The organism is Brevibacillus reuszeri (assembly GCF_002897295.1).
Classification (GTDB): domain Bacteria; phylum Bacillota; class Bacilli; order Brevibacillales; family Brevibacillaceae; genus Brevibacillus; species Brevibacillus reuszeri_A.
In genome coordinates this window covers 292,528-314,489 of record NZ_BEXF01000004.1, presented here as the reverse complement: position 1 = coordinate 314,489, position 21,962 = coordinate 292,528, and the positions used below count along the sequence as shown (strand labels likewise).

Sequence of the window (21,962 nt, the reverse complement as noted above, 5' to 3'; positions counted from 1 at the left end):
TCCATCGCGCTCCTATTGCATTTCCATCCCTAAGCGGCGAATCTTAATCGTATAGGCAACACGAATTGGGAAATTTTTGAAATCATGTTCCCAGTCGTGCTTTTCCCAGTAATCTCGGTAGTGGTGGGCTCTAAGAGCAAGTCCGAGCTTTAGAATGTCGCTGTTGTAATCCTTTTGCAACTGCTGAAACAGCTTTCTAGCTCTGTATTCCATTTCTTTTTTGATTAATACCTGCATTTGCTTAATGAATTTTTCAGGAGGCAGGTTGAGATCTGCCGTGACTTCCACGATGTCCCCCTGAAGCTCGCAGAAAAAGGTTGCTGCATGTCCATTGTGATTTTTTTCCCCTGCTATGTGGCTTCCTTTTAGCTCTAGCTTCTTTTTTACGAAATGGGGACGGAAAGTGACGTAACCACCCTTTGGATTTGGTAACGGGATGATGATATCTCCTCCGCGATCTTCATTTCTGAGCTGTAGAAGCGACCATGTCTGGATATCATTGAGTGTGCCCACCATTTTATGTCCACGAAAAACAGCTACACCGCTCCACCTTACCTCCGTTTCACTCGCTTGCACATAATTGAGAAACGGTTGCATCGTCTTGTTGGAGGTCTGATTGAAATAATCTACCAGGGTTTGATCGGGGATGGTTCCCATTTTAGCGCCGTTTTCGATTAAATCCATCAGGAACACAACAGGAATTTGCGCTAGTTGGGGTTTGATTTTGAGTAAGGTTGCTGCCTCTCCTTTGACGACGATTGGCCACATCAGTCGTCGAATTTGCGGCTCCCTCCGAAAGCTGTCCATGATGTCTCCGATTCCTTTTTTTGCTACTTCTTCACTAATAGCGAGTACGCGGGTATGGCCCAGGAACAGCTTTTGGTTCAAGCGCAACTGCAAGTTGTTGTTGGCATCGAGAATGGTCTTGCCGGTCACGCTCATGATTTTTACCGCATCGGCATTTCCTCCTCCGCCCTGCCCACTGCTTCCTGCAATTTTGATTGGGATTGGAATCTGTACCGTCAATTTGTACAAATCCTCTCTTCCCTCTACCACATCAACCGCGATAGCAAGTACGGAAGTGCGTTCCTCAAGCTCTCGCCTGTCCCAGCACCCTGTCAGAAGAGAGAGACTAACCATCAGAACTGCCAAATGAAGCCACCATCTAGCCATCTGCATTTCTCTCCTTTTGTTTTGATGCAAAATCTTTAATGAGGATTACTATCAGGTAGAGAGTAGGGATGCCAAGATTGAGGAAGAGACTCAATATACCCACAAATGAGCTCACTCGAAAAATATCCACGATATTTTGCGGCCACAGGGCAATGTAGTATAGAGGGATGAACAGGATTGCGGAGATAACCCTCTGAAACACAATGCCTTTATTGAACAGCTGGCGTATACCATACATAGCAGCGTAATAAGCATTTGCAACTGTAGTGAATACGGCAGTGACCCATACTGCCAGGAAAGCTGATTCCAGCCGCTCCAGAATGAGCCCTGGAACCTGAGTGGTCTTCACCAGCTCAAGAGTAGGCCAAGCAACCCGCTGTAGCTCTTCGTACCCGAACACGACGATGCCTGCTACCACGATCAAGGTATATACAATCATCGCAATGCCGATTCCGTAAAAACCTGCCTTTACTTTGCTTTTGTTCTCATGAGCGTAAGCAAAGAAGATTAGCATGATTTCGTAACCTGAAAAAGAATAAATCGCTTCGTAGCTACCCTGTAAAAGAGACTTGGCTGGTACGCGAAAAAGCGGAAGGATATTGTTCCACTCCGCTTTTTGGAAGGAAGCAAGAGCGATAAACAGGATTGGGAACAAGATCATTGGAAAAAGAAGCTCATTGACTCGTGCTACCACTTCCACGTCATGAAGGCATAAGATGAATGCAAGAAGAAACATGGAGATAATGATGACCTCCAGCGGAGTATCGAGCAAGACAGAGGTGACCACTACTTCTCCGAAAATGCGGGCGACGATGGCCGTTGTTGAATATAGGAAGACAAGATAACCGAGAATCCATGGCATACTGAGCCATTTTCCGATTTTCGGATAGTTTTTTTTTCCCCAGACGATAGGGCTGTATTCAATGAACGTCATTCCGGGAAAACGTTGACTTAGCTTGGCAATCATCCAGATGGATATTATCGCGACAACGGAACCAAAAACAGGAGACATCCATCCTGCTTCAAACAAGACGGAAGATGTAGAGCGTGGCAAGGTTAGCACACCTACACCAATTAGTGTGCTTGTAATCAAGGACGTCAGTTGCCATAAGGAAAACGTTTGTTGTCGGCTGCTCACGTCCTGCTTACTCACGGCTTCTCATCCTCTCTCATGCGTACTTCATCATGTACATGGAACATGGTTGGGCGGGTTTTCATCAAATGATGGGGTGCGCGTATGAATAAATCCCTCATCCCCTTCATATTGAGCGGGCTTAGTGGGGACATATACGGGACACCGAACGACTTGATCGATGATAAATGAATCAGAATAACGATCAAAAAAAGCATAATCCCATACAGTCCAAACATCCCAGCTAGGAGCATGACCGGAAAGCGCAGCATCCGAATCGCAATGGCTGCGCTATAGCTGGGGGAGGCAAATGATCCGATCGTAGTTACCGCGACGATGATGACCATGACAGGACTGACTAGACCAGCTGATACGGCCGCTTCCCCTACAACCAGCGCCCCTACGATTCCAATGGTAGGTCCAATCGGGCCAGGTAGCCGTACACTCGCTTCCCGCAAAATCTCGATAGCAAGCTCCATGAACAAAGCTTCTACTAGAGAAGGAAACGGTACGGTCGATCTGCCTGCCGCCATGGCGATCACAAGACGGGACGGGATCATCTCTGGATGAAAAGCGCTAAAAGCGATGTACAGAGATGGCAGCAAAAGCGCAATCGAGATACTGATGATCCGAATAAAGCGGATTAAAGTCGCAATGTAAAACCGTTCGTAATAATCCTCGGGACTCTGATAAAACTGAGAGAAAACAGCTGGAGCGATTAGTCCAAAAGGCGTCCCATCAACCAGAATGCCAACCTTGCCCTCCAACAGGTTGGCTACGACCTTATCCGGTCTCTCCGTATTTTGAAGTTGGGGAAAGGGCGACCATCTGTGGTCTTGTATCATTTGCTCAATATAACCACTTTCCAGAACCGAATCTACATTGATTTTCTCGATACGTGACAACACTTCTTTTACCATAGGCGGATGGGCTAGGCCCTCGATGTACATTACGTAGATGTCTGTCTGCGTACGTTGTCCTATTACGAGATGGCGTACCCTGAGATTGGGGTCCTTCAGGCGAAAGCGGATTAAGGCAGAGTTGACACAGAGTGTCTCGGAGAAACCGTCTCGCGGCCCCCGAACAACTGACTCCGTCTGCGGTTCCTCCACACTTCTGCGATCCCATCCTCGCGTATTATTCAAGTACGCCTTTTTTTCTCCATTACGCATGAGGACGGCGCTTCCTGAGAGGATATTGCGAATGACTTGCCGCAAACCGTCAGTCGATTCCAGTTCATTCGATGCTGGATGATCATAAGTAATTTGGGGATTGGTCATATTGGTGATGATAAACTCACTAATAATATTCCGATCGACCATTCCATCAAGAAAAACGATGGCACAATCTACACCAAACTTATCCGGAAAACGCCGGACAACTAGGTCATCGCATTTTCCCAACTGTCGCTCGATCAAGGTAATGTTGTCGTCTACACTTGTCGTGAGTTCTATATCTGCCACGCTTTCCATGCTTTTATTCGAGTGCTGCTGCAATGTCTGCTCCTGAAGAGTATCCTTCCGTCTTTGCCACGCTTTCCAAAATTGGCTCAACACACTCCCCCCTTGGTTCCTTATTCTGCACTGACTAGGAGTACGGATAGTGTACCCAAGAAAGGAAATGAAATCCCTTTTTATATGTTCTGCATAAAGCAAAAAAAGATCCAGCAATAAGCCGGACCTGTAAATCGAATAAACCTTCATTTTATATGTTAGCGTTTATTTATCGGTAGACCACTTTTCGCCTCACCTAAAAGAGGCGTAGACAAGACGTAGATGCCGTGATTCGAAAACGCCCATACAAGATTGCGATCCCATTCAACAAAAATACTGTGGACTGGGTTGGAATGCTCGCTCATTTCTTTGCCCTTACCGTCATTGCTCAAATATTCACCAGACATTTTTGGAACAAAGTAAGCTTCGATCGTTGGCTTGCTCGGATTTTTCAGATCAAAAACCTGCACACCCGCATTGTAGAACGCGTACGGCATCACTGTTTGGCTCGGTGTTCCAGGCTGGATCGCTGCATAACCGCTACGCTTTGGTCCAAAGCTGCCGCGACGTTGGCAGTAATCTGTGAATGGCGCATCACCAGGTGGAGTTGGCCGCGGCATAGTAAACGCAATTTTTGGATTCAGTGGATCACGAACGTCAATCGCATAAATGTCCTTGTACGGCTCGTGGCAATCCTCACCCAATGGGTATCCACTGTAGTAAACCATGCCTGTCGTCTCTACCTTGGTGACATCGATATTGTCTCCCTCGGTACCACTTGCACTGATTGGCATGTCAATATGAGCAACAGCTTTCATATTGTTTGGATCAGTAATATCGACGACCCAGAAGCCGTAGCCTCCCATTGCTGCATACCCGTATTTTCCGCCTTGTTCCACTGGCTTTGGAATGAATAGCGGCATTCTGGCACCCATCCAGGTGGTTTTGTTACCAGCACGAGGGTTTTTATTGTAGGCTTCTTCCTCTCCCTTGCGCTGTCCAGGCACCCACCAGGTATCCAATCGTTTTGGCTTGGCAGGATCTGAGACGTCAAATGCCAATTGACCTGCGGAGTATAGATAGCTCTTGTACTCAGTATTGGAAAAGCTGTCATCCGGCGCGCCTGCAATGAACAAATACTTGTCACCGGTGTATACAGGCACATCCAAGCCACCAGAGCCTTCCTGAACCTCGTCACCTGGCTTTGCTTTTGGATCAAGCGCAGTTTCGGAGAGCAGCTTCCATTCTGTGAACAACGGGCTCGTTACTTCATAGATACGGAATCCGCGCAGCATTTTTCGATCTTTAATCGCCTGAACCTCTTCTGGATTGGTGTATTTGTTCGACAGGACTCCATAGCGAGGCACTTCGTATACCTGAACAGCGATCAGCTTGCCCAGCTCTTTGTTATACTTGATTGTCATGGGACCAAATTGATGCTCTACTTTGGTATCGAAGCTTTTGTACGCTATCCGTTTGGCATTTTTCGGATCGGTAATATCAAAGACGTTGTACATGGTCGTTTCATAGTCATACAGATACCGCTTGCCATTCAGATCAAAGGTCGCCTGCCAGCTGTGGCCCCACCCTGCCACATACGGGTAAAATGCTTCGACATTCATATTTTTCACGTACTGGTTCTGGTCCAAATAAGGCAAGCTGCCATTGAACGGCTGAGGGCCCTCGTTATCTGGCGTCGCAGTTGGGTGCGTGAATGTTCCTGTCTTGACATCATATCCCCAGGTTCCAGGCGCTGGCTCGGCTGGTTCCCCTGGCAATAGCTTGTGGTCTTCTTTTGGATAGGGTGCCGGTGCATCTGGTGCGTTTACATTGAGTCCAGTTCGCGGTGCCACAAACGTATCTGACTTCGCGGGTGTCGATGCATCAACCGCTGTAATCGGTACAAGTGCACCAAATACAAGGGTTGTGGCAAGGAACGTACTCATGACTCTCTGCTTCTTCTCTTTTTTCATTGAATCAATCCCCTTATCTGCTAGATGGAATCGCCCCTATGTGAATGTCTGGATGTTAGGAGGTAATGTTTTTGTTGTCTTCCTTCCCTTGATTAGCGGATGCTGCATAAGCACTCGGATTTGCCTTTTTCCAGATGAAGTAGGCAATCGTAATGATGAGCAGAAGCGGGAAGCCCATGGTCAGCGTATCTTTAAATTCTGGCTGGAACCATGTAGAGAGTACAACGCATGCCAAAAGAACTGCTCCCAGGATTGTCAGATACGGAAAGCCAATCATTCTCACTGGAAGTTTTCGACCGCCCATTTTTTCCCATTTCCGACGGAAGAACAGATGTGTAACGAAAACCATGAACCAAGCGAACATCGCCCCAAAGCTGGAGAGAGAAATCATGACCACAAACGACTGATCAGGAGCGACAATATTGATGATCGTCGCAATCGCAATTCCGATGGTGGATAGGGCCAGCGCTTTGACCGGAACGCCTTTTTTACTTAAATCACCGAGCTTCGCAGGTGCAAAGCCTGCGCGAGACAGAGAAAATACCATCCGAGTGGAAATGTATAGCTGACTGTTCATCGCAGAGAGAGCTGCCGTCAATACAACGAAGTTCATGATGCCAGCTGCGCCCGGAATATTGATAATTTCGAAAACTTTCACAAAAGGACTGGCATCGCTTCCTGCTTTTTGCCAAGGAACAATCATGAGCATGAGGGCGAGAGTCAGAATGTAGAACAGCACAAGCCTGATAACTGCCGTTTTCAAAGCCATCGGAACCGCTTTTTCCGGCTCTTTTGCTTCACCGGCACTGACTGCGATCATTTCAATACTGAGGTAGCTGAACAAGGAGATAAAAATAGCGATCCACATGCCCCATACCCCGTTCGGGAAGAAGCCGCCGTTATTTGTAAAGTTCTGCGTGCCGATCTCTGGGTTTGAGGTACCGAATACAACATAAGCTCCAAATACAATAAACAAAATGATAGCTGCTACTTTAATCATGGAAAACCAATATTCAACAGTACCAAACAAATTGACACTGGTAGCGTTTACATAAAGGAGTACTGCGGAAAAGATGACAATCCAGATGAGACCTGGTACATCAGGGAACCAGTACTTCATATAAACGGACATCGCCGATACTTCTGTTCCTACCGCACACACCAGACTAAACCAATAGGCATAACGGACGGAAAAGCCAGCCCACGGATTGATATAACGCTCCGCGTGAGCGCCAAACGAGCCTGTCGTCGGATGAGCAACTGTCATTTCTGCCAAACATCCCATCAGCAATAGCGCAATGACGGCACCGATCAGATAGCTGACGATAACACTCGGTCCTGCAAAGCCAATCGCCATCCCGCTACCGAGAAACAATCCGGTACCGATCGCACCGCCGATGGCAATCATGGCGAGCTGGCGGGTCGTTAACCCGCGCTGTAGCCCTTTCTCCCTCTCCATGATGTCTTGAAAATTGTTATTGTTTGACACAGGCACACACTCCTTGTGGTCAAGCGCTTAGGCTACAACCCCACGCTTGTTCTCAAATTTTTCGTAGCTCTTTTCTTGCATAATGGTTTTTAAGATTTGCACACTTTCCCATACCTCGGTGTATGTCGTGTAGAAAGCAACCGGAGCCAAACGAATGATGTTCGGAGCGCGGAAGTCAGGAATGATTCCAGCTTCTTTTAATGCCTTGCAAATGCGCACTGCTTCCTCGTGTTCCAGGCTTACGTGACCGCCGCGACGCTCATCCTCTTGTGGATTCGCAATGACAAATCCCATGCCAGTAAGCTCCACCTCAATCAAATCCATCATATAGCGGGTCAGCTTCAGCGACTTTTCGCGGAGCACCTCGACGGACACCTCTTCAAACATTTCCAGTGAGCCAAGCAGCGGGGCCAGGCTGAACATATGCGGAGTTCCAGTCTGGTACGCTCCAGCCGTCTCGCACACATCCAGCGTGTGCTCCATGTCAAATTGCTTATCCTTTTTCGAGCTGTACCACCCTGCAAGTCCAGGGGTTCTTCCAAAATGCTTGCGATTCACATAAATGCTGCCGACGCTTCCTGGGCCTGCGTTTACGTATTTGTAGTTGCACCAGTAAGCAAAGTCCACTCCCCACTTGCTGAAATAATGCGGGATCGCTCCAACAGAATGGCACCCGTCAAAGCCGATCAAAATCCCTTTGTCATGTGCAGCCTTTGTCAAGCGCTCGATATCCAGCAGCTGACCACTTCGATAGAGTACCGTTGGCAGAACAACAAGCGCCACCTCGTCTGTCATCGCAGAAATGATATCTTCCTCTTCAATCAGGCGACCATCGCGGCTGGCTACTCGAATCAAATGCTCGTCCGGGTCTAGCCCATGCAGCTTGATATGACTTTGTAGCGCGTAAATATCGGTAGGGAAGTCGAGCTCTGTTGCGATGATTTTGGTTCGTTTCCCCTCTGGCTGATAAAAAGTAGCTGCCATTTGATGCAAATTGATCGTAGTGGATCCTGTTACAATCACTTCCTCTGGATTTGCACCAACGAGAGACGCACTCATCTCTCCCAGCTTTTCAGAAAGGAAGAACCATGGATGCTGCCCTGTCGTCCAGCCCTCGATCCCGAGCTCCTTCCATGACTGCACCAGATCAGACAAGCTTTTTTCCGCTCGCTTGGACATGAGACCAAGCGAATTCCCATCCAGATACATACTCGGCAACAGGTAAAACTCGTCGCGGTATTTCGCCAGTTCATCCTGTGCGTCTAGCTCCCCGGCGTAGTTTTTGGTAAGTGGGATTGATGCGTATGACATAGCTACCTCCTTGGAAAATTCGTTGATTTACCGGCTTTGCTCTTCTTTGGTTACTCCCCCCACACCCCAGTGGGAGGGGGGAAGCTCTGTAACCAGTACGCGAACCTGCTCAGGCTGGACATCCAAGCTTGTAGTGATTGCTGCAGTCACGCCTTCAATCAGATTCCTGATTTGCTCCTTATCTCTGCCTTGCAGGATAGAAACCTGAACAATCGGCATACTAGCACCTCGCTATAAACTGACTTTTAGCCTAGGGATGTGTTCCCTCTTATCCTTGGCAGCCGAATGTGACACTGCCCATCCCGTCGACCGTTACTTGAATGACATCCCCTGGTTCAAAGGCAATCGCTTCTGTAATAGCGCCGCTCAGGACGATGTGGCCCTTTTTCAGGCCGAGACCTTTTTCGCCCAGCTTATTGACCGCCCACGCCATCGACGCCGCTGGATGACCAAGCACAGCTGCACCTGAGCCTGTTGTTTGGACTATTCCATTTTTGCTCATGATCACGCCCGTTAAAGCGAGATCGAAATCTCGAGGCGACACCCACTTGCTCCCTACGACAAAAGCGGTGGAGGAGCAGTTGTCTGCCACAACATCCGGCAGTGTAAAGCGGAAATTCTCATAGCGACTGTCAATAATCTCAATCGCTGGAGCAACGTATTTGGTTGCCCGCAGCACATCCTCTGCCGTAACATTTGTCCCTTGCAAATCTTCTCCCATCATAAAAGCGATCTCCGGCTCCGCCTTTGGATGAATAAAGCGACTATAAGCAAGAGGCTCCCATTCGAGTGCCAGCATTCCGTCGGTTAAATAACCGTAAATCGCCTCGTGCACGCCCATCATCTGCTGCTTGGCCCTGCTGGTAAGTCCCAGCTTCAAGCCGATGCAACGCTCACCAGCCTGCTCCTTGCGCTCAATCAATTGCTGCTGAATCTCATACGCCACCTCAATCGGAAGATCAGGATAACGGGAGGTGATTTTCTCCACCTCTCGCTTCTCCCTCTCTGCTGAAAGCAAATAGTCGACCAGCTCTCGTTGTACTTCCTGTGTGATCGCCATTTGTCATACCCCCGCTCTTCGGATCTGCGCCAGCTCCGCTGCCACATCAATAATCATGTCTTCTTGTCCGCCCACCGCTTTTCGTCTGCCGACCTCCATCAAGATGTCTCTGGCATCAACGCCGAAACGCTTGCTCGCACGCTCGGCATGGAGAAGGAAGCTGGAATAGACGCCTGCATATCCCATGACGAGACTGCCTTTGCGAATTTCCTGTGATTGTGGCAGGATCGGACCTACGATATCTTCGGCTAGGTCCATCATTTTGTAGAGATCGATTCCGAGCTGTATGCCCATTCGATCCAGGACTGCAAGCAATACCTCCGTCTGTGCATTGCCAGCACCTGCCCCCAGACAGCGCATGCTGCCATCGATTCGGGTAGCTCCCTCTTCAATCGCCACAAGCGTATTGGCAATCGCTACGGACAAATTGTTATGTGCATGAAAGCCGATTTCGATATCGAGAGCCTGACGCATGGCGCGGATACGCTCACGCACCTGATCCGGCAAGAGCGCTCCCGCTGAATCCGTCACGTAAACAGCTTCTGCTCCATAGCTTTGCATCAGCTTTGCTTGCTCCACGAGCTTTTCGACCGGCGCAGAATGCGCCATCATTAGAAATCCGCAAACCTCCATGCCTAGCTCGCGCGCAATTTGGATGTGCTGAGCAGAAACATCTGCTTCCGTAACATGCGTAGCGACTCGGACGAGACCAGCCCCTAGCTGCCTTGCTTGCTTCAGCTCGTTCACCGTTCCCACTCCCGGAATCAGCAGAACCGCTACCTTTGCCTGCTTGCAAGCTGCTACAGCCGTTTCGATCAATTCCATTTCGTTTACACGCGAGCGCCCGTATTGAATCGTCGAGCCGCCCAATCCGTCACCATGGCTGACTTCAATGTAGTGCATGCCTGCATCGTCGAGGCCAGTTACAATAGACTTCACTTGCTCTGTAGTAAACTGGTGGGCTACGACGTGACTGCCATCGCGCAAACAAACCTCTGTCATTTTGATTGGTTGGTTGCTATTCCGTTCCAAGGCTTACTCCTCTCCCATCCAGTAGATGACGAGCGACCTGTTCTCCCACTCGCATGGCCGCTGCCGTCATGATGTCCAAATTGCCTGCATATGGAGGAAAGTAGTCTCCCGCTCCTTCGATTTCCAGAAACACCGTCACCCGGTTCTCTTCGAACAGCGGCTCCTGCTTGAGGCGATAGCCGGGTACATACTGACGAACCTCTTGAGTGATGTCCAAAATGGACTGACGGATCGCAGCTTCATCCATCTGAGCCACTTCACAATAGATCGTATCCCGCATCAAAATCGGCGGTTCTGCAGGGTTCAGTATGATGATTGCTTTGCCTTGATCTGCACCGCCTACTTGCTCCAGAGCTTGGCGAGTTGTCATCGTAAACTCGTCGATGTTGGCACGGGTACCGGGACCCGCGCTCTTGCTTGCAATCGTCGCTACAATTTCTGCGTAGCTGACATTAGCTACACGATTGATGGCATACACGATCGGGATCGTCGCCTGCCCACCGCATGTGATCATGTTAAGGTTTGTCGTATCCATCTCAAGCTGCTCTGCGAGGTTGACGACGGGGCACACGAATGGCCCGCGTGCCGCTGGAGTCAGATCGATTACTCGTATGCCTAGCTCCTTCAGCACTTTTGCGTGACGGACATGGGCTTTTGCAGAGGTAGCATCAAACACGATTTCCGCCAAATCCGGCTGGTTCACAATCGCCTCAATTCCGTTTGCAAACACAGGATATCCTCTTTCCTTCGCCCGCTTGAGACCATCGGAATCCGGGTCAATCCCGATAACAGCTGCTATCTCTATTACACTGCTTCTCTCCAACTTGTACATCAGGTCAGTCCCGATGTTGCCTGATCCTAAGATGGCTGCCTTGATTTTCTTCACAGTAAGTCTCCTCTCTACCGAAACGTCACGGAAACGGACCCCAATGACCCGAAACTTGCTGTGACGAAATCTCCCTCTCTGACTGCTACAGCAGCGCTAAGAGCACCTGGTAAAATCAACTCGCCTGCTTTTAGACCAATCCCAAACTCATGCAGCTTATTCGCCAGCCAGGCAACCGCATGGGCTGGGTGACCCAATGCTGCTGCGCCTGCTCCAGTACCGACTTCCTCTTCATTTTTGTACAGCGCCATGCCTACACTTCTTAGGTCAAGACCATCCAGACGAGTGCGCTGATCCCCGACGACGACAAGTGCAGAAGAGCCATTGTCTGCTACGGTATCGACCAGCTTGATTTTCCAGTCCGCGATGCGGCTATCAATAATCTCAAGTGTCGGCACCACATACTCGGTTGCCATTAATACATCCAGGTAGTTGATGTTTGGCCCAACCAGATCAGCCCCAAGCACGAAACCGATTTCCGCTTCAACCTTTGGCAAAAGCAGCTGGTCTGCCTGAACCGTGCCGTTATTTTTCACCACCATGCTATCGAGCAGATGTCCGTAGTCCGGCTCGTCGACCCCCAGCATTCGCTGCATAGCCAAGCTGGTCAGGCCGACTTTTTTGCCGATTACTTCTCTTCCACTGTCCAGCTTTTTTTCCAAAACCTTCAGCTGAATACGATAAGCGTCCGTTACCTGCAAGCCCTCATACCGGGCAGTAATCGGCGCTACCGGCTGACGGCTCTCTTCTGCAGCGAGCAGCTCCAGTGCTACGCTTTCGATTATTTGTTCCATGTCATGTCCATCCTTTCGCTTCCGCGCTGCAATTACAGCTTCATCGTCACTGTTTTGGCTTCGGTGTAGAACTCAAAGCTGTGACGACCGCCTTCGCGACCGATTCCACTTGCTTTTGAGCCGCCAAACGGGGTACGCAAATCACGGACATACCAGCAGTTGATCCAGAGCAAGCCGGAGTTGATGCCTGCTGCTACGCGATGGGCACGGCGCAGATCGTTTGTCCAGACTACGCCAGCCAGACCGTAAATCGAATCATTTGCGATTCGGATAGCCTCTTCTTCTGTTTTGAACGGGATGACCACCAGCACCGGACCGAAAATTTCCTCCTGAGCCACCCTCATTTTGTTATCAACGTCATACAGGACTGTCGGCTCGTAGTAATTACCTTTATCCAGTCCAGCTACGCGCTTGCCGCCGTGCGCCAGCTTTGCACCCTCGGACAATCCAATCTGCACATATTGCTCGACGGTTTCCAGATGGCTTTTTGACACGAGCGCCCCCATGTCTGTTTCCATATCCAGAGGATCGCCAACCTTGATCTTTTGTACAGCGGCAACAAACTTTTCAAGGAATTTCTCGTATACAGACTCCTCAACCAGCAGTCGCGAGCCTGCGAGGCAAATCTCGCCTTGGTTACGGAAAATCGCTTCCACTGAGCCTTTGACCGCTTCATCGAGATCAGCATCTGCAAAAACGATGTTCGCAGACTTGCCGCCCAGCTCCAGCGATACCGGGATCAATTCTGACGCCGCATTGCGCATGATCGTTTTGCCAGTAGTGGTTTCTCCTACGAACGAAATGCGTCGCACATGCGGATTTGTAGTCATGGCTGTGCCGACAGTTCCACCAGGACCGGTCAAAATATTCAGAACCCCTGGCGGCAAACCGGCTTCGTTGGCGATTTCCCCCAGCATGAGCGCAGAAAGCGGAGTGTAGGATGCCGGCTTTACTACGACCGTGTTCCCTGCTGCCAATGCAGCCGAAGCTTTCCAGGTCATCTGCATAAATGGCAGGTTCCACGGAATGATCAGGCTGGTTACGCCTGCTGGCGCATATTTGGCATAGGACATGAAGTTTCCTTTGTCATAATGCTCATGGTTCACATACTTAGCCATCTCTGCAAAGAAGCGCAGGTTTTGGGCCGCACGCGGAATATCAAAGCCGAGACTCTCCTTGATCGGCTTGCCCACATCCATCGTTTCCAGCGTCGCTAGCTCTTCGACACGCTCCAAAACCAGATCAGACATGCGACACAAGATTTCAGAGCGCTCTTCTACTGATTTATTGCTCCAAATCCCGCTCTCAAAAGCCTTTTGCGCGATCTCAATCGTCTTGCCCGTGTCCCGCTCGTCAGCGCATGCTACCGATGCGAGCTTTTCGTTTGTCGCCGGGTTGATCGTGTCAAACGTTTCTCCTGACATCGCGTCAACATACTCACCATTGATAAACAGTTTGGCATCTTGCAGTTGAATGCTGTTCATGTTTCCCCTCCTGTCTACTCCTCGATCTCCAGAACCATTTCTATCTCTACTGCTGTATTACCTGGCAGCTGCGCCATCCCGACCGCAGATCGACCATGCTTACCTTTTTCTCCAAAAACGGCTACCAACAAATCGGATGCCCCGTTCATCACTTTCGGTTGATCCGTAAAATCTTCAGTCGAATTGACAAATCCCAAAATTTTGACTACTCTCTTCACTTTGCCCAGATCACCAATTTCCGCTTTGACCGCCGCGAGCAGGTTGAGCATGGATTGACGGGAAGCCATATATCCTTCCTCAATCGTGAGGTCACGCCCCAGCTTTCCTTTGTACTGATCGACTCCCTGTCCTGCGGTAAACAGGAGATTGCCTGTTCGTACGCTGGCTACATAGTTGCCAACAGGGATACGAAGCTGTGGAAGCTCGAGCCCAAGCTCAGCTAAATTTTGTTCGGGTGTCTGTAATTGTTCTGCCACTCCTATGTCTCCTCTCATCGCGACACTTTCAAAAATTCTAGGGCATTGCCCCCGAGCATCGCACTTTTTTGTTGCTCTGTCAGACCAGGGGTATCGTAGATGACTTTTCCTGGTGGAAGCTCGCGGAGCAAAAACGGATAGTCTGTGCCCATCACGATTTTTTCATGACCGAATCGCTCAATCAGAAGCTTGATATTATTCGGCTCGTAATTCAGAGAATCAAAGTAAAAGTTTTTCGCATAGTAGCTAGGTGGGTGTTCAGTCACGCGCAGATGCGGCCAAACCTTCCAGCCTTGGTCGAGACGAGGCAAAATGTACGGGAAGGAGCCTCCGCCATGTGCAAAGCACACCTTTAGCTTCGGAAATTTTTCCATGACGCCGCCACCGACCAAACTCGCTGCTGCAAGTGCCGTTTCGCTCGGCATCCCGACTGTATACATGAAGTTGTGGCGCGGCATTCTCTCCCGTCCTAGCGTCTCCCACGGATGAACAAACAACGGCACATCCCACTTCTCGCACATCTCGAAAAACGGGAGAAAGACTGGATCATCCAAATTCAAGCCATTGATGTTGGAACCGATCTCGATTCCTTTCAAGCCCAGCGTGTGCATGCAGCGTTCCATTTCTCGAATAGAGCTCTCCACGTCTTGCAGTGGAACGGTCCCCAATCCTATGAAGCGATCCGGATACATGCGCACCGTATCAGCGATAAAGTCATTTTGCAGGCGAGCCATCGCTTCCGCTGCTTCAGCAGGCGCCCAGTAAGAGAAGGTCACAGGAATCGGTGAGAGTACTTGAACATCTACACCCTCCGCTATCATGTCCTCGATGCGTTTTTTCGGGTCCCAGCACTGATCCGTAATTTCTCGAAACAGCTTTCCGCCTACCATAATATTGGCGCCGCAGGAGCAAGTCGGTTGCAGCACCGGCCAACGATCACCGCCGTATTTTTTTGAAAAATCAGGCAAGTCAACTGGGATGATGTGTGTATGAAAGTCTACTCTGGTTGCCATTCTTTCACTTCCTCTGACATGATATGTCCGCAATTTTTGCACTCACGCAAATCGGCGCTGCTGTTGAATGTGTAAATCGCTTCTTTTACCTGCTTTTCAATATCAGTCAATTGAACACGCGTACGGTGCATTTCCTGGTCACATTGATCGCAGAACCAGACGAAATCCTCCAGCTCTCCGTGGTCGCGGTTGCGCTCGATCACAAGCCCAATCGTATCAGCTACTCGGTGAGGGGAATGCGGCACATTTGCGGGTAGCAGGAACATTTCGCCTTCGCGCACGGTAATGACCTCACGCTTGCCCTCTTCGTTAATGATTTCGACATAACAATCACCTTTTAGCTGATAAAAGATCTCTTCCGAAGGGTCTACGTGGAAATCCCGCCGTTTATTCGGACCGCCTAGCACCATCATCATCAGCTCAGCATCTTTCCAAACGACTTTATTGTTCACAGGTGGTTTCAGACTGTCTTTGTTTTCCTCAATAAATTTCCATATGTTAATAGGGCTTACGATTTTGCTCATTAGATGACACTCTCCTTTGACCATTCATTGGTTTCGATTTTTTTTGAATCAAAGCTTCCGTATTTCTCCTGAATAAAAGTAAGCGCTACTGCTCCGAGCAAGCACGGAATCGCGAATACGAGGAAGTTACTCTGCAGAGGCAGGCTTAGCGATAGTAAAAATCCGCCTAGTGTTGGACCAAGAATCGCACCGATCCGACCGATACCAAGTGACCAGCCGATGCCTGTAGAGCGCATTTCCTTCGGGTAATATTCTGTGATGTAAGGATTGGCCAGGTTTTGTGTGCCAATCGTGCACGCGCCACCCACTCCAACGAATAGGTACAAAAGCAGCGTGGAGGATTTGAAGCCGAGGAGAACAAAGCACAGGGCACCGATAAGGTAAAAGGCGATGATGACTTTCTTTGCACCCAATTTGTCAGAGAGCCAGCCACCGATAAGCGAGCCTGCAATCGACCCGAGATTGAGTGTCAGCATGAACGACAGGCTGGAGCCCATTGGGTAGCCTGCTTGCATCATCAGCTTTGGCAGCCATGTGTTGAGTCCATAGACCATGATCAGGCAGCAGAAGGTGGACAGCCAGAACAGGAAGGTGCTTCGCGCACGCTTTTCTTCAAACAGCTTTTTGACAGGTGAGCCTTTTGCCTTTTCCTTTTCCGCTTCAAAATGAAATTCGTCCGTCTCCTTGTACTGACCAGCAGGATCGACCTGGTTCAATATCCGGCAAAGCTCTTTGTTTTGCTTTTTCAAGATGTAAAAGCTCATTGATTCAGGGCAGTGCTTGATAAACCAAGGAAGCACGAGCAAAGGGATCGCGCCTACCCAAAAGATGGACTGCCAGCCTAGCACAGGCATGACGTACATACCGAACAGAGCTGCCATAATGCCACCGATTGCATATCCGCTGTACATTGCAGCTACTAAAATGCTTCTGATTTTTTTCGGTGAGTATTCTGTCATCAAAGCAATGACATTGGGCATCAGTCCTCCCAGACCAAGTCCTGCCACGATCCGCAATAGGGAGAAGATCGTAGGATTTGGAGAAAAGGCAACCAGCGCTGTTGCAATACTAAAGAGCGTGATGCAAATTATCAGTACCTTTTTCCTCCCGATTTTGTCTGCAAGCGGAGCGAAGACAAAAGCCCCTGCCATCATCCCAAGCAGTGCGTAGCTGCCCATCGCCCCTGCCTGTACCGGAGTCAAATTCCACTCCTGCATCAGGACTGGCAGTACCACACCGTACAGATTCAGGTCGTAGCCATCAAATATGATGCTGAATGCACACCAGAAAAAAACACCTAAGTGAAACTTGGAAAACTTGCTTGTTGCCATGACCGTTTGCGCATGAACTGATCGCACGAACAACCTACCCCCAGCGAATTATGAAATTTCTTTTTGTCTGTTGCAGGTAGTTTGGGCATGGTCGGCGAATGGTAGTATTCTGACTTCCCTCCGTAGTGTTTTCCGGCTGGCCGCTTGAAAACTGACTCTACAGGGGGTGAAGTCTCTTTTTTGTGTCCATCAGCCTCGATAACCAAACCGTTTGGAAACCGCTAATGCCGCAAGTTTCACTTCGCTGATGAACGTTTCCATTTTTTCATCGGAGAATCGATGCTTGGGCCCAGCGCTACTGATAGAAGCAATGACTTTGCCCTCATGGTTAAAAATGGGTGCTGCCACGCATTTCAATCCGATCTCAATTTCCTCATCGTCAATCGCGTACCCCTGCTCCCGGATTTTTGCGAGTTCCCGCTTGATTGCTACCGGGTCCGTCAAAGTAAGAGAGGTAAACGCTTTCAATTCGACTTCGTTTAAAATGCGATCCACTGTCTCCTCGTCCAAATGTGCGAATAGCGCCTTTCCGACCCCCGTGCAGTACAGCGGTGCTCGTTTTCCTAGCATCGAGTACATGCGAAGTGATCCGGGCCCTTCCACTTTTTCCACGTACACAACCTCGTCTTTGTCGAGAACAACCAAATGGACAGTCTCTTGCAGCGTTGCCACCAGATCGTGGATGACCGGATAGGCGAGATTCCGCAGCTCCATCCCACCTCCAACCAAATTACCCAGCTCGAACAGACGAAGGCCCAATTTGTACTTTTGATCGGTTGGTTTTTGTTCGAGGTAGCCTCTGTTTTCCAACGTTTTGATCAACCCATGAACCGTGCTTTTGGATAGCTGGAGTCGGTCGCTGATTTCTTTGACACTTAGCTCGGTATCGGTTAGTGAGAACAACTCCAAAATATCAATCGCTCGATCCACTGACTGAATAAATTTCTCGCTCATGATCCCTCCTCTTCGTTCGGCATTATCGAACGGCGTTCGTAAATACTGAATACATTTCTTATTATAGGCTGACTTTTCCAACTACGCAATACACAATTTAGAGTTTTCTGTCATTTGCACGCAAAAAAAATAACCCCGCGTCTTTAGATTGACACGGGATTACTTTGGTTATCCTATTAGCCAAACGAGGAGCGCAACTTGCAATATACAGAATACGGGTACGAGGATAAGGAAGCGGGCATGCTTCGTTTTATGACGATAGGTGAGCATACCTGCCAGCGCCCCTAATCCTCCCCCTAAAAAAGCAACGAGCAATAAGCTCGCTTCTGGAATCCGAAATCCTCTTCTCGGGGCCAAGTGCTTGTCAATTCTCATCAGGCTCCATGCGTATCCATTCAAGAGCACGCCACCAGCCACTGCCAACCACCAGACAGCAAGAATTGCCCCAGCCAAAAGCATGGCCCACCCGATAACAAGAAGTAGATTGCGATTCCGTCTATGCTGCGTTAATTGTTTATGGAACATAAGCTTACTCTCCTTTTGCTCGGTAAGCCCGATTCCCCAAAACGACCTTGCGTACAATCAAACCTATCGCCAAAACTGCAACTACGACGAGCAATGCATAAAAGCCATATTTCCGAATGATCCCGATGATCGATTCCACGTTGTTCCCAAAAACGTAGCCTAAAAAGTAAAAGGCTGTTGTCCAAACGAGACCGATTGGATAGGAAAGCAGGGCGTAGCGCCGATAGCTCATTCCACCCAATGCAACCAAATAGGGTACCACATGACGCACGACTGGGAACAGGTAGCTGATGCACAAAGCCGTCGTCCCGTATTTTTCCAGCATCACTGTCGAACGGTCTACTGCATGGCGCATTTTTTCGCTCTTTGAAAGCCACCGCAATATGGGCCTTCCGAAATATTTTCCAAGCAAAAATCCGATTGTTAAGCCTGAAGCCACACCTAAATACCCCGCTAAAAAGGAGTAATATGGGTTGAGCAGGCCGATGGATGCCAAGAATCCCCCTGTAGCTACAACCAGCTCATCAGGAATGGGTAGACCCACAATTCCCAGCCATAGCAAAAAGAAAATGGCAAAGTAACCGTATTGCTCTATGATTGACATCAGCAGGTTGATTTCCATCAGGCAAAATCCCCTATCCTCGCCACTTTTCAGCTACTATCATAGATGACAGTCAGTGGCTACTAGCGATCTATATGACACCTTTTAATACGTACGAACCCTCGAAAAAGCTACTTGTCTATTTTGCAATAGATGTGCGCTTTTTATCAAGCTAGAAATCGCCTACCCCCGTTCAGGCCAAATGCTTGAGCGCTTCCCGCTTGCTGAGGCTCGCCAAAGGAGTCTTTTCTACAAAATCGCGTACTGCTTCGGGATTTGTTTTGGCATACTCCCTTAATGACCAGCCGATTGCCTTTTGAATAAAAAACTCCTTGGATGCTGCACATGCTCGAATATAGGTGAACAAAAGCTCTTTGTTCGTCTCCTGTTTATAGGAAAGCTGAAACAGAATGGCAGTCCGTTGCAGCCACATATTTTGACTTTCCATCCATGCAGATGTAATAGGCTCGATTGTCTCAGGGTGATGTCGCAGGATCGTACCCGCCATATGGGACGCAAGAAAATCTACAGTATCCCACCACGACTTGGTTGTAACTAATTCCTCCAGCAGACGAAGGTGGCTATCCGTCAGCCGTTTTTTTACCTTCCCGACCACATCGAGCGCCAAATACTGGTATTCCCTCTCAGATAGCTGCCACAGCTGAAGTACGACCTCTTCCCAGTTGTTCGGTATCCCCTGCTCACGAAACAGCTGTTTGCTCAGTTCTTTGCGCAAGGGGGATTTAATCCCTAAAAAAGGGAAGTGATTTTTCATATATTGCTCCATTGGTCCAGCCAAAGCTTTATCGGCATGAGCTTGGAATTTTTGAAGTGCAGCATCTGTAAACGTGCTCGACATCCATTTCTCCCCCCCTTGCCGGGTTAGCCTGCTACATTTATGCTTGGCTCGACGATCGTAAAGGCATTTTGTAACTCATCCTTATACGGATAGTAAACCACGAGTGTAAAATCACCTTCGATGACTTCTCCTGTCTTCAGCCAGGTCTCGATGTCAAACGATACCTTAGTCGCGAGCGTATGCTTGAAGTAGTCCTTTTCCACAGAAGCGTGCTGCGCGAAATCCTCACGAAGCCGATCCCGCTGCTCATAAACCGTCGAAAACGTCTCTTGCATTTCTTCCTTTTCCATCACGTCTTCCCACCATAGCTTACGTGGACGATGCTTCTGGTTGCTAAGGAAGTCAAATTTCATCAGACTGACAACATGGTCAAGCCCTTCCAGCTGTTGAACCTGTAAAAAGCTTTGAAGACGGGTAAACAAATCCTCAAGCTGATGCCCGATGCGGCTCCAGTTTTGATTTTCCCAATAATCGCCAAATGATTGGAAGAAATCAAATGGCGACTCAAACTGATTTGCCAAAATCCATTCCAGCGTATGATCCATACGGTGCGCATTCCAATATTTTTCGAGCACATCCTCTACCCGCTTGATCTTTTGCATATCGGCAAACGAGAGAACATTGTTGCCTAAAATCTCGTAAGGAGCCTCGTCCATAAATACATAGCCGTGATTCGCTGCTCGCGCCCGCACGCCTGTTCCACGCAGCATCTTCAAAAACCCGAGCTGGAGCTCTTCCGGGCGCAGGGCAAACACGTCATTAAACGTTTTGCGGAACGATTGATAGTCTTCCTCTGGCAAGCCTGCAATCAAGTCCAGATGCTGATCGATTTTTTTCGACTCCTTGATTTGGGTAACCGTTCTAGACAGGCGATCAAAGCGTTGGATACGCTGAACAAGTCGATTCGTCTCATCATTCGTGGACTGCACCCCGATCTCAAAGCGGAACACGCCTGGCGGTGCATTCTCGGTCAGAAAGTCCAGGACGTCTGCACGCAAGATATCTGCTGTGATTTCAAATTGGAACACCGTTCCGTTATGGTTATCGATCAGAAATTGAAAAATCTCCAAGGCGTATTTTTTATTAATATTAAATGTGCGGTCAACAAACTTGATTGTTTTCACACCATGGTTAATCAGTCGTTGCAGCTCTTCCTTTACGCGCTCCAGGCTGAAGTAGCGTACGCCATCCTCAATGGAGGACAGACAGTATTGGCATTTGAATGGGCAGCCGCGAGACGCTTCGAAATAGACGACACGATTGTTAAGCTCGTCCAAATGGTCCGCATAGGGGGAGGGAATACTGTCCATCTCCTCAATCTGTGCCCGTGGCATGGAGAAACGCACATATTCTCCTTCACGGTAGGCGATTCCGGCTACATCACGCAATCTAGGAGGTTGATTGGTTTCCAAAGCTTCCTGGTAAACCCGCAGCAGCTCCAGGAAGGTTTGCTCCCCTTCTCCAATCGCAATCACATCGATCTCGGGATGCTTTTTCATCCATTCATCCGCATCATAGGTGACCTCAGGACCGCCGAGGATAACCGGCAAATCCGGGCATACCTTTTTCAGATTGCGAATCACGTCTAATGTCTCACGTATATTCCAGATGTAACAGGAAAATGCAACAACATCTGGCTGTCTTTTGTAAATGTCCGCAACCACATTTAGGGTCACATCGTTAATCGTATATTCTACTAGGTCGATGGATGGAAAAGACGACTGTGCGTAGCTGCGCAAATATCGCAATGCCAGCGACGAGTGAATAAACTTCGCGTTAAGCGTTGATAGTAAGATCTTCATGTATGGTTCTACTCTCCTTGCACTTTCCGGCACGAAAAACCATCTCTTAT

The 21,962-nt window shown here is 49.0% G+C and carries 21 protein-coding genes; all 21 read right to left on the bottom strand.

Annotation, left to right across the window (positions count from 1 at the left end; all coding sequences use genetic code 11):
• Positions 1-12: 12 nt before the first annotated feature.
• The gene (locus C3B52_RS09145) at positions 13-1,173 is read right to left on the bottom strand and encodes a Ger(x)C family spore germination protein (RefSeq protein ID WP_103105766.1); all 1,161 of its coding nucleotides are present in this window, start codon (positions 1,171-1,173) and stop codon (positions 13-15) included.
• The gene (locus tag C3B52_RS09140) at positions 1,166-2,326 is read right to left on the bottom strand and encodes a GerAB/ArcD/ProY family transporter (RefSeq protein ID WP_103105765.1); all 1,161 of its coding nucleotides are present in this window, start codon (positions 2,324-2,326) and stop codon (positions 1,166-1,168) included. The genes C3B52_RS09145 and C3B52_RS09140 overlap by 8 nt, the downstream gene beginning before the upstream one ends.
• Positions 2,323-3,858, bottom strand: a complete 1,536-nt coding sequence (locus C3B52_RS09135; RefSeq protein WP_103105764.1) for a spore germination protein — start codon at positions 3,856-3,858, stop codon at positions 2,323-2,325. Before C3B52_RS09135 ends, C3B52_RS09140 begins: the two co-directional genes overlap by 4 nt.
• 158 nt (positions 3,859-4,016) lie before the next feature.
• Positions 4,017-5,771 (bottom strand): hypothetical protein, encoded by a 1,755-nt coding sequence (locus C3B52_RS09130; protein WP_201264862.1) that lies wholly within the window; start codon positions 5,769-5,771, stop codon positions 4,017-4,019.
• A 55-nt stretch (positions 5,772-5,826) separates the two neighbouring features.
• Positions 5,827-7,230, bottom strand: a complete 1,404-nt coding sequence (locus tag C3B52_RS09125) for an amino acid permease (protein WP_103105859.1) — start codon at positions 7,228-7,230, stop codon at positions 5,827-5,829.
• Positions 7,231-7,287: 57 nt separating this feature from the next.
• Positions 7,288-8,571: a kynureninase gene (kynU, locus tag C3B52_RS09120; protein ID WP_103105763.1), complete on the bottom strand. Its 1,284-nt coding sequence runs from the start codon at positions 8,569-8,571 to the stop codon at positions 7,288-7,290.
• Positions 8,572-8,598: 27 nt separating this feature from the next.
• Complete coding sequence (locus C3B52_RS09115; RefSeq protein ID WP_103105762.1) at positions 8,599-8,790, bottom strand: 4-oxalocrotonate tautomerase; 192 nt, start codon at positions 8,788-8,790, stop codon at positions 8,599-8,601.
• 49 nt (positions 8,791-8,839) lie between these two features.
• On the bottom strand, positions 8,840-9,631 hold the full coding sequence (locus C3B52_RS09110) for a 2-keto-4-pentenoate hydratase (RefSeq protein ID WP_103105761.1): 792 nt from the start codon (positions 9,629-9,631) through the stop codon (positions 8,840-8,842).
• 3 nt (positions 9,632-9,634) lie between these two features.
• Positions 9,635-10,663, bottom strand: coding sequence for a 4-hydroxy-2-oxovalerate aldolase (dmpG, locus tag C3B52_RS09105; RefSeq protein WP_103105760.1), 1,029 nt, complete (start codon positions 10,661-10,663; stop codon positions 9,635-9,637).
• The gene (locus C3B52_RS09100; RefSeq protein WP_103105759.1) at positions 10,650-11,549 is read right to left on the bottom strand and encodes an acetaldehyde dehydrogenase (acetylating); all 900 of its coding nucleotides are present in this window, start codon (positions 11,547-11,549) and stop codon (positions 10,650-10,652) included. Before C3B52_RS09100 ends, dmpG begins: the two co-directional genes overlap by 14 nt.
• Positions 11,550-11,563: 14 nt before the next feature.
• Complete coding sequence (locus tag C3B52_RS09095; RefSeq protein WP_103105758.1) at positions 11,564-12,343, bottom strand: 2-keto-4-pentenoate hydratase; 780 nt, start codon at positions 12,341-12,343, stop codon at positions 11,564-11,566.
• Positions 12,344-12,375: 32 nt separating this feature from the next.
• Positions 12,376-13,827, bottom strand: coding sequence for an aldehyde dehydrogenase (locus tag C3B52_RS09090; protein WP_103105757.1), 1,452 nt, complete (start codon positions 13,825-13,827; stop codon positions 12,376-12,378).
• Between the two features lie 14 nt (positions 13,828-13,841).
• Positions 13,842-14,321, bottom strand: a complete 480-nt coding sequence (locus C3B52_RS09085; RefSeq protein ID WP_103105756.1) for a RidA family protein — start codon at positions 14,319-14,321, stop codon at positions 13,842-13,844.
• Positions 14,318-15,316 carry an amidohydrolase family protein gene (locus tag C3B52_RS09080; RefSeq protein ID WP_103105755.1) on the bottom strand — a complete coding sequence of 333 codons (999 nt, stop codon included), beginning with the start codon at positions 15,314-15,316 and terminating at the stop codon, positions 14,318-14,320. The genes C3B52_RS09085 and C3B52_RS09080 overlap by 4 nt, the downstream gene beginning before the upstream one ends.
• Positions 15,301-15,840 carry a 3-hydroxyanthranilate 3,4-dioxygenase gene (locus tag C3B52_RS09075; protein ID WP_103105754.1) on the bottom strand — a complete coding sequence of 180 codons (540 nt, stop codon included), beginning with the start codon at positions 15,838-15,840 and terminating at the stop codon, positions 15,301-15,303. The genes C3B52_RS09080 and C3B52_RS09075 overlap by 16 nt, the downstream gene beginning before the upstream one ends.
• Positions 15,840-17,198 carry an MFS transporter gene (locus tag C3B52_RS09070; protein WP_235615645.1) on the bottom strand — a complete coding sequence of 453 codons (1,359 nt, stop codon included), beginning with the start codon at positions 17,196-17,198 and terminating at the stop codon, positions 15,840-15,842. The genes C3B52_RS09075 and C3B52_RS09070 overlap by 1 nt, the downstream gene beginning before the upstream one ends.
• A 162-nt stretch (positions 17,199-17,360) precedes the next feature.
• A complete protein-coding gene (locus tag C3B52_RS09065; protein WP_103105752.1) occupies positions 17,361-18,125 on the bottom strand; it encodes an IclR family transcriptional regulator in 765 nt (254 codons plus the stop codon).
• A gap of 168 nt (positions 18,126-18,293) precedes the next feature.
• Positions 18,294-18,650: a DUF1294 domain-containing protein gene (locus C3B52_RS09060; protein ID WP_103105751.1), complete on the bottom strand. Its 357-nt coding sequence runs from the start codon at positions 18,648-18,650 to the stop codon at positions 18,294-18,296.
• A 4-nt stretch (positions 18,651-18,654) separates the two neighbouring features.
• Entirely contained in the window at positions 18,655-19,272 is a 618-nt protein-coding gene (locus tag C3B52_RS09055) for a DedA family protein (protein WP_103105750.1), read from the bottom strand.
• A 172-nt stretch (positions 19,273-19,444) separates the two neighbouring features.
• The gene (locus C3B52_RS09050) at positions 19,445-20,110 is read right to left on the bottom strand and encodes a DNA alkylation repair protein (protein WP_103105749.1); all 666 of its coding nucleotides are present in this window, start codon (positions 20,108-20,110) and stop codon (positions 19,445-19,447) included.
• 23 nt (positions 20,111-20,133) lie between these two features.
• Positions 20,134-21,912 (bottom strand): B12-binding domain-containing radical SAM protein, encoded by a 1,779-nt coding sequence (locus C3B52_RS09045; protein ID WP_103105748.1) that lies wholly within the window; start codon positions 21,910-21,912, stop codon positions 20,134-20,136.
• Positions 21,913-21,962: the final 50 nt, after the last annotated feature.